11 protein-coding genes are annotated in these 14,831 nt (G+C 69.9%); 10 read left to right on the top strand and 1 reads right to left on the bottom strand.

Going from position 1 to position 14,831, the window contains the following annotated elements:
- Positions 1-79 precede the first annotated feature (79 nt).
- The 4 genes from ACH47Z_RS21785 (at position 80) to ACH47Z_RS21770 (ending at position 3,688) form a co-directional block, all read left to right on the top strand.
- The gene (locus ACH47Z_RS21785; protein ID WP_399076016.1) at positions 80-823 is read left to right on the top strand and encodes an alpha/beta fold hydrolase; all 744 of its coding nucleotides are present in this window, start codon (positions 80-82) and stop codon (positions 821-823) included.
- 86 nt (positions 824-909) lie between these two features.
- Positions 910-1,890 (top strand): pirin family protein, encoded by a 981-nt coding sequence (locus ACH47Z_RS21780; RefSeq protein ID WP_399076015.1) that lies wholly within the window; start codon positions 910-912, stop codon positions 1,888-1,890.
- Positions 1,891-1,900: 10 nt separating this feature from the next.
- Positions 1,901-2,242 (top strand): GNAT family N-acetyltransferase, encoded by a 342-nt coding sequence (locus tag ACH47Z_RS21775; protein ID WP_399076013.1) that lies wholly within the window; start codon positions 1,901-1,903, stop codon positions 2,240-2,242.
- Positions 2,243-2,446: 204 nt separating this feature from the next.
- Entirely contained in the window at positions 2,447-3,688 is a 1,242-nt protein-coding gene (locus tag ACH47Z_RS21770) for an MFS transporter (RefSeq protein ID WP_399076009.1), read from the top strand.
- Between the two features lie 24 nt (positions 3,689-3,712).
- Here the strand turns inward: ACH47Z_RS21770 and ACH47Z_RS21765 are convergent, their stop codons facing one another.
- Positions 3,713-6,460 carry an ATP-binding protein gene (locus ACH47Z_RS21765; RefSeq protein ID WP_399076007.1) on the bottom strand — a complete coding sequence of 916 codons (2,748 nt, stop codon included), beginning with the start codon at positions 6,458-6,460 and terminating at the stop codon, positions 3,713-3,715.
- A 238-nt stretch (positions 6,461-6,698) separates the two neighbouring features.
- On the opposite strand from ACH47Z_RS21765, the gene ACH47Z_RS21760 reads away from it, so the two are divergent.
- From ACH47Z_RS21760 to ACH47Z_RS21735, 6 genes are all read left to right on the top strand, one after another.
- Positions 6,699-8,042: a helix-turn-helix domain-containing protein gene (locus tag ACH47Z_RS21760; RefSeq protein WP_399076005.1), complete on the top strand. Its 1,344-nt coding sequence runs from the start codon at positions 6,699-6,701 to the stop codon at positions 8,040-8,042.
- On the top strand, positions 8,043-10,790 hold the full coding sequence (locus tag ACH47Z_RS21755; protein ID WP_399076003.1) for an AAA family ATPase: 2,748 nt from the start codon (positions 8,043-8,045) through the stop codon (positions 10,788-10,790).
- A gap of 93 nt (positions 10,791-10,883) precedes the next feature.
- On the top strand, positions 10,884-11,648 hold the full coding sequence (locus tag ACH47Z_RS21750; protein ID WP_399076001.1) for an alpha/beta fold hydrolase: 765 nt from the start codon (positions 10,884-10,886) through the stop codon (positions 11,646-11,648).
- A gap of 181 nt (positions 11,649-11,829) precedes the next feature.
- Complete coding sequence (locus ACH47Z_RS21745) at positions 11,830-13,038, top strand: extracellular solute-binding protein (RefSeq protein ID WP_399075999.1); 1,209 nt, start codon at positions 11,830-11,832, stop codon at positions 13,036-13,038.
- Complete coding sequence (locus tag ACH47Z_RS21740) at positions 13,010-13,939, top strand: carbohydrate ABC transporter permease (protein ID WP_399075997.1); 930 nt, start codon at positions 13,010-13,012, stop codon at positions 13,937-13,939. The genes ACH47Z_RS21745 and ACH47Z_RS21740 overlap by 29 nt, the downstream gene beginning before the upstream one ends.
- On the top strand, positions 13,936-14,751 hold the full coding sequence (locus ACH47Z_RS21735; RefSeq protein ID WP_399075995.1) for a carbohydrate ABC transporter permease: 816 nt from the start codon (positions 13,936-13,938) through the stop codon (positions 14,749-14,751). The genes ACH47Z_RS21740 and ACH47Z_RS21735 overlap by 4 nt, the downstream gene beginning before the upstream one ends.
- Positions 14,752-14,831 lie beyond the last annotated feature (80 nt).

Raw genomic sequence — 14,831 nt, 5'->3', positions numbered from 1 at the left:
GGCGGCCCCTAGTGTGCTGTTCGAGCCCGCGGCCCGCATCAGCCGATCACCACGACCGGCATCCACAGGGAGTTGCGCCTTGTCCCGTTCCGACAGCCCGACCGTCGTGCTGGTCCACGGCGCCTTCGCCGACGCGTCCAGCTTCGCCCGCGTCATCCCCGAACTGATCGCCCGCGGCCTGGACGTCGTGGCCCCGGCGGTGCCCAACCGCAGTCTGCTCGGCGACTCCGCCTACATCGCCTCGATCGTCCGCGGGATACCCGGACCGGTCGTCCTGGTCGGGCACTCCTACGGCGGCGCCGTCATCACCGTCGCCGGTGCGGAGGACAACGTCACAGCGCTGGTCTACCTGGCCGGCTACGCCCTGGAGGAGGGCGAAAGCCTGGGCGAGCTGCAGGGCGGCTTCCCCGATTCCGACCTCGCCACCGCCCTCGTCTCCACGCCGTTCCCGATCGAGGGCTCCAGCACTCCCGGCACCGATGTGTCGGTCGAGATCGACACGTTCCCGTCCATCTTCGCCGCCGATGTCGATCCCGACCTCGCGGCCGTCCTCGCCGTCTCCCAGCGTCCCCTGGCCGCACAGGCCTTCGCGGAGAAGGCGCCGAAGGCGGCGTGGAAGACCAAGCCCTCCTGGGGTCTGGTCGCCACGGCCGACCGCACCATCAACCCCGAGGTGGAGCGTTACGGCTACCGGCGTGCCGGCATGACCACGGTCGAGGTCGACTCCTCGCACCTGGTGATGCTCGCCCACCCGGAGCGCGTCATCGAGTTGATCGAGGAGGCCGTCCGGGCCACCGCGGTAGGCCCAGCCGTTGATCTGTGACACACGGAGGTCGATCAGTTCTACCAGGCCGCGATCAGGCATGATTGTTGAATATGAAATCACATTCGGATGCGAGAGGGCCTTCGATGAGCAACGTCGAAACGGATCCCGTCGCGCTGCGCCGCGGTGCCGCCGACCACGGTGAGCCCGCGCCACGGGTCGACGTGCTGACCCCGCGGGACGTCCCGTTGGGCGGCCCACGAGCCATGACGGTGCGGCGCACGCTGCCGCAGCGGGCGCGGACGCTGATCGGCGCCTGGTGTTTCATCGATCACTACGGCCCGGACGACGTCGCCGTCACGGGCGGCATGGACGTCCCTCCCCATCCGCACACCGGTCTGCAGACCGTGAGCTGGCTGTTCAGCGGGGAGATCGAGCACTGTGACAGCCTGGGCAGCCACGCGTTCGTACGGCCCGGCGAGCTGAACCTCATGACGGGCGGGTACGGCATCAGCCACTCGGAGGTCTCCACCGCCGGCACCACGATCCTGCACGGCGTCCAACTGTGGGTGGCTCTGCCGGAAGAACACCGGAACACGCACCGGGACTTCCGGCACTACGTGCCGAACCCGGTTCGGGTGGGCGGGGCAGACCTCAGGGTGTTCCTGGGATCCCTCGCCGGTGACACTTCCCCCGTCCGGACGTTCACGCCCTTGCTCGGCGCCGAACTCGTCCTCGACCCGCGCTCGACGACCGCACTCCCGGTGGATGTCGCCTTCGAGCACGGCCTGCTCGTCGACGAAGGGGAGGTCCGCATGGGCGGAACGCTCTTGACCCCGGCGGAACTCGGCTATCTCGGCACGGGAAACGACACCCTGACGCTGACGAACGAGTCGGACACCCCCGCCCGGGCGGTGCTGCTGGGCGGGACGCCGTTCGAGGAGCAGATCGTCATGTGGTGGAACTTCATCGGCCGTAGCCACGACGACATCGTCGACGCCAGGGAAGCCTGGGAGAACGCGTCCGACCGCTTCGGCAGCGTCGAAGGCTACGACGGCCACCGCCTTCCCGCGCCCGCCCTTCCGCATGCCACCATCGCGCCACGCACGAACCCGACGCGCCCCTGAAAGGCTCACGATGACACCTCCCGCCGCCGCTCCGACCGTCCAGCGTGTGGATGCCAGGCACCGGTACGAAATCCTGGTCGACGGCAGGACCGCAGGCCTCACCGCGTACCGCGACCACGCTGACCAGCGCGTCTTCTACCACACCGAGATCGACGACGCCTTCGCCGGGCAGGGCCTGGCTTCGGTCCTCGTCCAGCAGGCCCTGGCCGACGCACGTGCCGCCGGGAAACGCATCGTGCCGGTTTGCCCTTACGTGGCGAAGTTCCTCAGGAGGCACGAGGAGTTCTCCGACATCGCCGACCCCGTGACCCCCGAAGTCCTGCGCTGGCTCGAGACCGAGCTGGCGCGCTGACCCGAGGCATCGACGGTACGGACTCTGCGAGCTCACTCATCTCTGATGGAGATGACTGACATCCCGAACCATCGCCACAGACGGGGAAACATCCAGGGCGGACCGGCGCTTACGCCTGCGTGACGGCATCGAAGAAGCTGCCGGCCACTCCACGGCACCACCGCCCGCGCCGGTCTCCCGGCTCGCCCCGCCAAGAAGGTGCACATGTCCGCATCATCCGACCTCAGGACCTCGCGTCGGCCCGTGACCGCAACGGCCCCGCACGGCGCGCCAGGGTGGCTGGTCGCGCTCCTGGCCGTCGCCTCCGGCATGACGGTCGCCAACCTCTACTACGCCCAGCCCCTCCTGTCCTCGCTGAGCGGTGTCTTCCACACCAGCACGGCCACCGCCGGGGCACTGATCACGCTCACCCAGGTCGGCTACGTGATCGGCATGCTCTTCCTGGTCCCGCTCGGCGACCGGCTGGAGAAGCGCAATCTCGTCACCGTCCTGCTGGCGGTCACCACCCTCGCCCTCGTGGCGGCGGGAGTCGCCACCAGCTTCCCCATGCTGCTGATCGCCTCGCTGGTCAGCGGCGCCACCTCGGTCGTCGCCCAGATCCTCGTGCCGTTCGCCGCCGGCCTCGCTCCTGACCACGCCCGCGGCCGCATCGTCGGCCGGGTGATGAGCGGCCTGCTCACCGGCATCCTGCTCTCCCGCACACTGAGCAGCCTGGTCTCGGACCTCGCCGGCTGGCGCGTCGTCTTCCTCGGCTCCGCTGCCCTGATGGCCGTGCTGGCCGTGGCCCTGCGCGCGGCCCTGCCGCAGCACGCGCCGACCACGACCATCCCGTATCACCACGTACTGCGCTCCACCGTCAGGCTGGTGCGCACGCACCCTGCGCTGCTGCGCCGCGGTCTCTACCAGGCGGCGATGTTCGGCGCCTTCAGTGCCTTCTGGACCACCGTCTCCTTCGTCCTGACCGGCCCCCGCTTCCACTACTCCCCCGTCGGGGTCGGCGTGTTCGCCCTCGTCGGCGCGGCCGGAGCGGCCATCGCCCCGTTCGCCGGGCACTGGGCCGACCGTGGGCTCGTCCGCCCCATGACCGGCATCGCCTTCGTGGTCGCCGCCCTGGCCTTCGCACTCGCCGGATTCGGCGGACACAGCGTCGCGCTGATCGCCCTGGCAGCGATCCTCGTCGACATGGCCGTACAGACGACCCTGATCCTCGGCCAGCACACCGTCTACCAGCTCGACCCCGCCGCCCGCGCCCGCCTCAACAGCGCCTTCATCGCCATGTTCTTCGTGGGCGGCGCGGCCGGATCGCAGCTCGGATCCGTCGTCTACCACGCCGGAGGCTGGACCGGCCTCACCGCACTCGGTGCCGCCCTCCCCCTCATCGCCCTCCTCTACTGGACCACCGAACGTCGGAGGGGGGCAGGAAAGCCGAGCACGGCAAGCCTGTAACCCCCGGGGCCGCGCAGGCCGGGTTCAGCTCGCGGTCAGCTTGTCCCTCAGCTGGCCGCGAGAGGTGATCCCGAGCTTCGGGAAGATGCGGTACAGGTGCGCGCCGATCGTTCGCGGTGACAGATACAGTTGCTGGCCTATCTCCTTGTTGGAGAGGCCTTCCGCCGCGAGCTGGGCGATCTGCAGCTCCTGAGGTGTGAGCAGGTCCCAGTCGGTACGGCCTTGACGCTTGCTGCCCTCGCCCGCCGAGCGGAGTTCCTGGCGTGCCCGTTCGCACCATGGCTCCACACCGAGGGCCGCGAAGGACTCCCGGGCGATCCGGAGCGGAGTGCGGGCTTCCATCACGCGGCGGCGCCGTCGGAGCCAGGCTCCATGAGCGAGCATCAGCCGGGCGCGGGCAAAGGGCGCATGGGACATGTCCAGATCGAGTGCCGATCGGAAGTACTCTTCCGCATCCTCGTCGTCGGCGAGCACCGCATGGGCGAATCCCACGTTGATCCGGACCAGTTGGGCCTCGCTCGATCCGGCGGACGCGTCGAGCTGGTGCAACGCGGCTCTCGCCATGGCTCGTTGGTCATCGCCCGTTGCGGCTTCGGCCAACTCCGCGATGGCAATGGTCTGCAGGAACGGGTGGTAAGCCGGGTCGGCCGGGTCGAACACCCGCCAGACGCAGTGGAACGCCTCCGCCTGGTTGCCGGCGGCGAGGCCGATGAGGCCACGCGTGATCTGGATGAACGCGAGATTGGAGGGGTTGGCCACGGACAGCCCTTGCCGCTCCGCCTCACCGATGACGTCGAGCGCCGTGTCGAGATCCCCGTGCAATGCGGCGAACTGCGCCTTCGCGATCCGCGCAGCGGCCAGCCAGCGCGGCTGGGCGTTCTCCTCGGCCAGACGCATCGCCTCGGCCACGGCCGGGAGTCCGGTCTCCCAGTCGACGGTGTGCACGGTGCTGAACGCGAGGGACACCAGAGTCTGAGCCAGCAGCCCCAGACGGCCCTGGCCACGCAGGCCGGCCGCGGCGTGCCGGAGAAACCCGGTGGCGTGGTCGTACGCGTTCGCCATCGTGGCCGCAGTGCCCAGGGTGGCGGCGGCCAGAGTGTCGTAGCCGCCCTGGCGTTCGAGGCGCTCCAGGCGTTCGAGCACCGTGGCCGCCCGTTCCACCGGGGTGGCTGCGGCCAGTGTGTACACCAGGTCCGGGTGGAGTTCCGGAACGGGTAGCCGCTCGGCCGCAGCCACCACACGCTCCCGCAGTTCCCGCCCCGGATCCGACCACCAGCACCGTCGCGCTGCCGTGCGCAACAGGCGCAGGGCCAGTCCGGGATCGCCGGCCTCGCAGGCCCGCTCCGCAGTGGTGATCAGTAGATGCAGCCGGGGCGTGCTCGTCGCGACATCCACTTCGAGCCCCTCGCGTAGCAGGAGCAGCCGTGCCCGCTCCAGCACGCCGAGTTCCAGCTGCTCGGCCTGCTGCAACAGGCCCGACACACGATCCGTCCGGCCGAGTTCGAGGCCCAGTTCCGCGGCGCCCAGGAGGCGTGCCGCTCTTCCGGACGGGACTTCGCTCAGTGTGGTGGCGCGTTCCCACGCCGTCATGGCCACCGCGGCGGCGCCACGCCCTCTCGCTCTGAGAGCCACCTGGTCCAGTTGCCGCGCCACCGCTTCGTCGGGACGGCCGATGGCCGCAGCCCGGTGCCATGCCTGCCGGTCGGGCTGTGCGTGAAAGACATCGGCGAGGGCGCCGTGGGCGGCAAGACGGTCCGCGAGCGTTGCCGCGCCCAGGACGGCGGAGCGCACCAACGGGTGGGTGAAGCCGATGCGGAACCCGTCGGCGCACACCAGACCGGCGGCAATGGCCGGCTCCAGGGAGCGTACGGACATCTCCGTGCCGGTGAGGACGGATGCGGCGGCGAGCACCTCGGTCAGCGCACCGTCGTCGGCGGCGGCGGTGACGAGCAGCGCATGGCGTGTGTCGGAAGGAAGATCGGCCAGCCGCGAGGCGAAGGCGCGCTCGAGTTTGGCGGTCAGCGGGAGCGCCGCCGATGCCATGGACTCGGAGGGCGCCCCGTTCGCGCCGAGGGTGACCGGGAGCTCGCTCAGCGCCAGGGGGTTGCCGGCGGACATCTCCACCACGCGGCGGCGTACGCCTGGGTCGAGACCGGGATGACGAGCGTCCAGCAGAGCGTCGGCCGCGGTCGGCTCCAGAGGCTTCAGGTGCAGTTCGTGGATGTCGGGGGCGCCCAGCGACGCCATGCGGCCTTCGCGGTGGGCAAGGAGCAGGCCGAGGGGTTCGGCGCCCAAGCGGCGTGCGATGAATCCGAGAACGTCCAGGGTCGGTGTGTCGAGCCACTGGGCGTCGTCCACGACCAGCAGCACCGGAGCTTCGGCGGCGGCCTCGCCGAGGAGGCTGAGTGTGGCCAGGGCGATCATGAAGAACTGGGGCACGGAGGCGCCGGGGGAAGGCTCCGTCATGCCGAAGGCGCCCAGCAGCGCATCCGCCTGGGTGGGGGGAAGGCGCGAGACGCGGTCCGCCATGGTGTGGGTCAGCTGGTGCAGCCCTGCGAACGGCAGGTGGGTCTCGGCCTGTACACCCGATGCCCTGAGGACGGTGAATCCTGAGTTCCGGGCCCGGGTGGCGGCGTGGTCCAGGAGGCAGGACTTGCCGATCCCGGGGGCTCCTTGAATCAGCAGCGCGCTGCCGCACTCGGGCAGTCGATCGACCAATTCGTCGACGGTCCCCAGTTCCTCGTCCCGACCGAACAGTATGGTGCCCGACATTCGATGTTCCCCCGCGCCGGTGTTCTGACCTGGACAGCTGCAGTCTATGTGCGCGCAGAGAACACCTGGGTGCACTGAGAGTCAAAGGTCCGTCCGCGCATCGCCTCGTCACAGTCGCTTCGCAGTCATCATGCCTACGGCGTACGTCATGCCGTGTTCCAGACTGGACGCTGTGCCGGGGCGACCGCTTGCGCGGTGGGGGGTCGGGTTCCGGCACGCGATCGGCTGAGGAGCGCCCATGACACCGGTGATCGACACAACCGGATTCCCGGACGGCGGGAACAGTGTTCGCCGCTGGAACCGGGCTGTCTCCAAGGCCACTGTGCCGGTGACTGTCGCTTCGTACGGGGCACCGCCCACGGAAGGCCGGACGACGACCCGGCCGCTGGGGCACCTGCTCTTCGTCGCGACGGACGCGGATCCGCAGTGCTTCACTCGCAGCCGACGACGGATCGCCCGTGATGCCGGCCGGACCGAGGCTTTCGTGGTGGTCGCCGTCGTGGGAGACACCGGAGCCGTGCTGCAACAGGGCGGAAGGACGGCCGAGCTCACCGCCGGAACGCTTGCCCTGTGGGACACGGAGCGCCCGCATGTGGTCGACTTCCCGCGCGGTGTGGACATAAAGGCCTGCCTCGTCCCCCGCCGTGCTCTCGGCGTACGGGACGACGAGTTGGAACGGGTCACGGCCACCGTGATCGAGGCGGACGGTCCGGTGGCTGCCCTTCTCGGACCGCTTCTCGTGACCCTGGCCGGCACAGCCGTGGACTGCCCCGAGCACGTGGCCGACCGACTGGCCCGCAACTTCACCGACCTGGTGGCCACCCTCATCACCGAGCGGGCCGCCGGGGACGTGGCGGACACGGCCGGGTCCCGATACGCCCAGACCCGGGAAGTCCGCGCCTACGTGGACCGGCGCCTCGGGGATCCGGAGCTCGGTCCGGAGACCATCGCGGCTGCGCACAGCATGTCCGTCCGGTCCCTCCACAAGCTCTTCGAGGGGGAGGGAACCACGGTCAGCCGCCTGATCCAGCGCCGTCGGCTGGAGGAGTGTGCCAGGGATCTCGCCCGCGGCGACAGCGGTGAAAGGACGATCTCCGGCGTGGCCCGCCGTTGGGGCTTCAGCAGCCCGGCCCACTTCAGCCGGCTCTTCCGCACCGCGTACGGCATGTCGCCGAGCCGGTGGCGCGACACTCGCGGCGGCGCTGCGCCGTCCGACGCGTCAGCCGTGGTGGACGGGCCTGCCCCAGCGGAGAACGATCGCATGACACCGGGTGCTCTCCGTTGTCGCGAGAAGCGCGACCGGGGGCCCTCAGTGGCGAAGCGCTCGAAAACGGGGGGCTTGACCTGCAGCGATGAGGCGACGCACGGTGGGCTCGTGGGGTGCCGCGACCTGCGGGACTCCGCGGACGCTCTCCCGGGTCTCCACGCCGACGGAGAACTCGAGCCCACCGTTGATCTGCCGTCCGACGTGCTCGCCGATGAGGCCTTCCTGCACGTGCAGGCGACGCCGATGGGCGCGGCCACCGGGCGGCGTGGGCCGAGCCGGGCTCCGGCGGGCGAGTGCGGACAGGAAGGGGCATAGGTGTCGGGGTCGAACGGCTCACTGTCCCGTAGCGGTCTGCGAGGCCGTGAGGTCGAGCTCGAAGAGCTTCAGGCACTGATCGCCTCGGTGGCCCGCACCGGAAGCGGCGCCTTGGCCGTGCTCCAAGGGGAACCCGGCATCGGCAAGACCACGCTGCTCACCGAGGCCGTCTCCCGGGCCGGAGCAGCGGGATTCTCGGTCGGCCTCGGCAAGGCCGACGAGCTGCATCACATCGTGCCGCTGTCGTCGTTGGCGGCCAGCGTCCTGCACGGCGACCAGCCACTGCTGTCCGGCGTCGCCTTCGCCGATCTCGCGCGGAATCAGGATCAGCGGATCTGGCTGGTGGAGCGCCTCGCGGAGGCGATCGAAGCCAGAGCCGACCGTGCGCCCGTGCTGATCGCCCTGGACGATGTGCAGTGGGCCGACCCGCTGAGCCGGTTCGCCCTGAAGCAGCTTCCGGCACGCCTGCGCACCTCGCCGGTGCTGTGGCTGCTGGCCGGGCGACCGGATCCCACGGGACCGACGGAGGAGATCGTCACAGCCGCGGCCGGCACGCTCCCGACGGTCGCTGTGTCCTTGGGGCCGCTGTCCGGCACGGCCATCCGCCAACTGGCCGACGACACCCTGGGGGCAGCCGTCGACGAGCGGGTACGGGACCTGCTCGACGGGGCTGGAGGGAACCCGTTTCTCGCGGTCGAGATGCTCACGGGGCTGGGTACCGCCGAGGCCTCGCGTGATCTGGTGCCCTCCACGCTTGTGGTGGGGGTGCGCGGCAGACTCAGATCCCTGCAGCCCAGCACCCTGCGCTTCCTCCAGATGGGAGCCGTGCTGGGGCGCAGGTTCGGCTTCCATGACGCAGCCGCGCTGTACGGCCAACCGCCCGCCACGCTGATCCCTGCGCTCGAGGAGGCGATCCGCGCCGGACTGCTGGACGACGACGGCGACGATCTGGTCTTCCGGCATGATCTTCTGCGCCAGGCCGTCTACGTCGACATCCCGCCGTCGGCCCGGAAGGCTCTGCACCGCGAGGCCGCCGGCCACCTCGTCTCCGCGGGCAGCCGGCCGATCGACGCGGTGCCGCACATCCTCAGGGGCGCCCTGCCCGGAGACGAGGAGTGCGTGGCGCTGCTGCGGCGAGCCGCGGAGGACGTGCTGCCGGTCACGCCCGGCCTCGCGGCCGACCTCATGACGCGCGCCCTGGAACTGGTGCCATCCGCAGGGCCGCTGAGGTTCGAGGCGGGTGAGCAGGCGATCCTCTTGCTGACCCGGGCCGGCAGGAGCCGGGAGGCGTTGTCCATCGGCGACCGGCTGCTGGCCTGCCGACCGTCGCTGGAGGTGTTCAGCCGGTTGCAGGCCGCCCTCGGCGGGGCGCTGTGGAACCTGGATCTCGCCGAGGAACTGCGTCGCCGGACCGCATCCGCCCTCGGGATCGGGGGCGCGTCCCCGGAGATCGCGGCGAGGTTGGCCGCCCTGCGGGCGCTGGCTCTGTCCCGAGGGCGTGATCTTGTCGCGGCGCGTGAGGCCGGTGAGACCGCGCTGCGGGCCGCCACCGCGACCGGTGACCGGGAGGCGCACGTCCTCGCCCTGTCCGGGCTCGGTGAAATCGCTCAGAACGCGGGTGACAACGGGGTCGCGCTGGAGCACTTTGCCGCGCTCAGCGCCATCGATTCCGCTTTCCTTCCCGAAGAGATCGTCGCGCACCTGCACGTGGACGACTTCGCGTCCGGTGAACGACTCCTCCTGCAGGCAGCGGACAACACCGGGCCGATGCGCCAGGCGATGATGCTGTGGGCGCAGGGCCAGTACGACCTGGGGCTCGGCCGGCTCGATGACGCCGACGCCGACTTCGCGACCATGGAGCGCCTGGAAGACGACGTACAAACACCCGTCCAGCAGGTGAACGGTCGCGTGATCCGCTCCCGGATCGCCCTGCTGCGCGGCGACCGGGAAGCGGCGCACGAGCACCTGGTCGCGGCGCGGGAAAGACTGGTGGTCAAACCGAACCCGGGCAACACGGCCGCAGTGCGCTTCCTGGAGGCGGTCCACGCAGAGGCCGACGGGGACGTCGGGCTTGCCGTCGACAAGATCCGGCAGGTACAGCAGGAAGGCTTCTTCATGCGTTGGCGGCTGCTGCGCGACTGGGTCGACTGCGCGATACGCATGGCCCTGCGCGGCGCCGAGCACGAGCTCGCCGAGGACCTGGCAGCGCAGGCCGAGGCCCACGCCGCGCGCAATCCCGCCGTGCCGACCGCCACGGGCATAGCGGCACAGGCCCTCGGGCTCGTGAAAAACGATCTCGCCATGCTCGAACACTCCGTGGAACTCCTCAAGGCAAGCCCTCGCCCGTTGGTCCGGGCCGCCGCCTGCGCCGATCTCGGACGGGCGCTCCTGGCGGCGGGCCGCAGACCTCAGGCGGTGGCCGCCCTGACGCACGCCCAGGGCACGTTCACCGAGTCGGGCGCCCACGCAGCAGCGGCACGCATACAGCGCGATCTGGACGGTGCCGGGGCCGGCAGCCGCAGGGCAGCGACCGCGCAGCGCCCCGTCCAGGGTTGGGGAGCCCTCACGGCCTCGGAGAAGAAGGTCGCACGCCTGATCGCCGAGGGCCACACCAACCGGTCGGCCGCCGACGCCCTGGTCGTCTCCCCGCACACGGTGAACACTCACCTGACCTCCGTCTTCCGCAAGCTGTCGGTGAACTCCCGGGTTCAGCTCGCCAACCTGGTCATGGCCATGCCCGACAACTGAGAGGGCCTGTGGGTGATTGGTACGTTCGCGCGATGCCCTGCCGCACCTGAACCCACTTGGCTGGGAGACCGAACTCGATCGGAGGGCACCGCCATGCCATCTGTCCCCCCACCGCCCACCATCGTGCTGGTGCACGGGGCGTTCACCGATGCCTCGTCCTGGGCGGGGGTCATCAGCCTCCTTCACACCGCCGGACTGACCGTGCGCGCCCCGGCGAACCCGCTGCGCGGCCTGGCGCAGGACGCCGCCTACATCAGGAGCATGGTGCGGGGCATCGAGGTCCCCGTCGTGCTGGTCGGCCACGACTACGGCGGCGCGGTCATCACGCACGCCGCCACCGACGCCGACAACGTCGTGGCGCTGTGCTACGTCGCCGGGTTCGGCCTCGACGCCGGCGAGAGCGTCCTGGACATCACGCGCCGCTTCGCCCCCGCGCCGGTGGCCGACGCGACCATCACCGCCGCCCTCCCCACCCAGGTACCCGGCGGCCCGGACAGCGAGCTCTACATCCGCAGGGAACGGTTCCCGCAGGTGTACGGCGCCGACCTTCCGTCACGCGTGAAGGATGCGATGTCCGTGGCGCAACGCCCGATCGCCCAGCGCGCGCTGACCTCCAGATCGGGCCCGCCGGCATGGGCCTCCAAGCCGTCCTGGTACGCCATCGCCACCGCCGACCGGATGCTCAACCCCACCGCTCAGCGCTTCATGGCACAGCGCATGGCGGCCACCGAATACATGCTGGACGGCTCGCACGCCGTGGTGCTGTCGCAGCCCGCCGCCGTCGCGGCGATGATCCGGGAAGCCGCCGAGCGGAGCCGTGGTCGCGGCGACGGCGACGTGCTCCGACAGGCCTTCTGAGCAGGTGAAACCCTATAGGATGCATTCGAACGGAAGATGCCGGTATGGACCATCTTGACGGCACCCCTGCTGTTCGCCCACCCTCGCGACACCGACTCCGCCCACAGACATCACGTCACTCGGCAAAGGCACCAGCATGATCTCACCGGCAAGACCGCCGGCGCGGCGGATCGCCGCCCTCTTGACGGGAACCATCGCCCTGGCACTCGCCGCCACCGGTTGCGGCGGCGGAACCGGTGCCGGGTCCGCCCCGGGCAAGGTCACCTCCATCACCGCGCTCGACTACTACACCGACGAACCCGAACACTCCCAATGGGGCGAGATACTCACCTCCTGCGGCAAGAGCGCCGGTGTGCGGGTCGAGCAGACAAGCGTTCCGGGCGCGTCGCTCATCCCCAAGGTCCTTCAGCGGGCGTCGTCCCGGACCCTTCCCGACCTGCTGATGCTGGACAACCCCGACCTCCAGCAGATCGCGCAGACCGGCGCGCTCACCCCGCTGGGCCAGTACGGCATCAATTCCGGCGGCTACGCCAAAGGCATCCTGTCGGCGGGCACCTACAACGGGAAGGTGTACGGACTGGCCCCCTACGTCAGCACGATCGCCCTCTTCTACAACAAGGACATGCTCGCCAAGGCCGGTGTCGCCGTACCGAGGACCTGGGACGAGCTGAAGACGGCGGCGGCCAGGCTGACCCGTCCCGGACGCTACGGCATGGCGGTCGACGCGAACGCCACCTTCGAGGGCACCTGGCAGTTCCTGCCCTTCCTGTGGTCCAACGGCGGGGACGAGAAGCATCTGGACACGCCGCAGGCAGCGCAGGCACTTCAGCTGTGGGTCGACCTGGTGAAGAGCGGGTCCATGTCGAAGTCGGTGCTGAACTGGACACAGGCCGACGTGCACGATCAGTTCGTCGCCGGCAGGACGGCCATGATGATCAACGGCCCCTGGCGGATCCCCGCCCTGGACAAGGACAGGAACCTGCACTGGGGAGTGGCCCCCATCCCCGTCCCCCGGACGGGGCAGACCCCTGTCACACCGCTCGGCGGTGAGGTGTGGACCGTCCCACAGAGCGCTTCCAGGGCCCGGCAGGAGAAGGCCGCCCGGGTACTCGCCTGCCTGAACAGCTCCTCGACCATGCTCGCCCTGGCCGAACAGCACTTCACCGTGCCCTCCCGCCCGGCGGTGGCCGCACAGTACGCCGGGCAGGTCCCGTCGATGGCCGCCTTCGCCAAGAGCGTGGAAGCGGCACGGTCCCGTACCGGCGAACTCGGCGTCAGGTGGCCCAAGGCGGCGACCGGCATGTACACCGCGATCCAGTCCGCGCTGACGGGCGAGCAGACACCGGAGGAAGCCCTCAGGCATGCGCAGCGGATCGCGACCAGCAACTGACCGGCGCCTGTGGGAGCGGCTGGCCCAGTGGATGTTCCTCGTGCCGGCCGCGGCGTACCTGCTGCTGTTCTTCGGCTACCCGATCGTCAAGAACGTCGTGATGAGCTTCCAGCAGTACACGACCACGACGTTCTACACGGGCGCCGCGCCGTTCGTGGGACTGCAGAACTATGCGAAGATCCTGGCCTCGGACCTGTTCGCCAAGTCCCTGCTGACGACGCTCCTGTTCACCGCCGGCTCGATATGCGGGCAGTTCGTCCTCGGTCTGGGCTTCGCCCTGTTCTTCCAGCGCCGCTTCCCGCTCGGCGGCGTTCTGCGCTCGCTCCTGTTGCTGCCGTGGCTGCTGCCGCTGGTCGTCTCCGGAGCGACGTGGAGATGGATGCTCGACCCCGACACGGGAGTCGTCAACGCGGTGCTGCGCGCCCTCCACCTCTCGTCGTCCGGCATCCCCTGGCTCACCGGCACCTCACAGGCACTGGTGTCGGTGATCCTGATCAACATCTGGATCGGGATCCCCTTCAACACCGCGATCCTCTACGGCGGTCTCCAGGACATTCCCACGCACCTGTACGAGGCGGCGAAGCTGGACGGCGCCGGACCGGTGACGTCGTTCCGCCATGTCACCTGGCCACTGCTGCGGCCCGTGGTGAGCGTCGTGCTGGTGCTGGGCGTGGTCTACACCCTCAAAGTGCTGGACATCATCCTCGTGGTGACGGGCGGCGGACCGGCGAACGCCACCGAGACCCTCGCCACCCAGTCCTACGAACTGTCCTTCCAGCAGTTCGAGTTCGGGCGCGGTGCCGCGATGAGCAACGTACTCATCGTCATCTCGCTCGCCTTCGCCCTCGTCTACCTGCGCGCCAACCGTCGCGCCCGGAACGTCGAAGAGGCGATCACTTGAAGCGCGCACCGAGCCGTGGCCGGCCGTCCACCATCGTCGGGGTCGTCCTGCTCGCGCTGATGCTGTTTCCCGTCTACTGGATGGTGAACGCCTCCCTCCAGCCGACCGGCAACACACTGCGGGGAGACTGGCTCCCCTTCCACCCGGACTTCAGCGGTTACGCCACCGCCCTGCGCGATCAGGGACGCAACCTCGTCACCAGCCTCGTCGTAGCCCTCGGCAGCGTCGCTCTCAGTCTCGGGCTCGCCGCGCCGGCGGCCTACGCGCTGGCCCAGTTCCGCATCCGCGGAACCAACCTCGTGCTCCTCTGCATCCTGGTCACACAGACGGTGCCGGGCATCGTCGTGGCCAACGCGCTCTACAGCGCCTACAGCGACCTGGGGCTCCTGAACTCCTACGTCGGGCTGATCCTCGCCGACTCCACCGCAGGGGTCCCCTTCGCGATCATCATCCTGCGTGCGTTCATGCGGAACATTCCCAGGGAGATCATCGAGGCCGCCTACCTGGACGGTGCCGGGAGGCTGCGCGTCTTCCGCTCCGTGGTGCTCCCGGTGAGCAGGAACGCGTTGATCACCGCTGCCGTCTTCACCTTCCTCTTCACCTGGAGCGACTTCCTCTTCGCCCTCACGCTGACCACCACGGAGACCGTTCGGCCGATCACCCTGGGCATCTACCAGTACATCGGTGCCCACACCAACCAGTGGAACGCCATCATGGCCACCACGGTCATGGCGTCCGTCCCCGCCGCCGTACTGCTCGTCGTCGCTCAGCGCTACGTCGCCGCCGGTGCCACCGGCGGAGTCATCAAGTGAGGGGCGTCTCAGTCCGGCACCCCTGAACTAGCGGATTCACGCGATGTGCCGGCCCAGGCCAGGCTGGCACGGTGTTCTGG

It is taken from the genome of Streptomyces sp. NPDC020192, assembly GCF_044388685.1.
Classification (GTDB): Bacteria; Actinomycetota; Actinomycetes; order Streptomycetales; family Streptomycetaceae; genus Streptomyces.
This window is presented reverse-complemented; position numbering and strand designations above follow the sequence as displayed.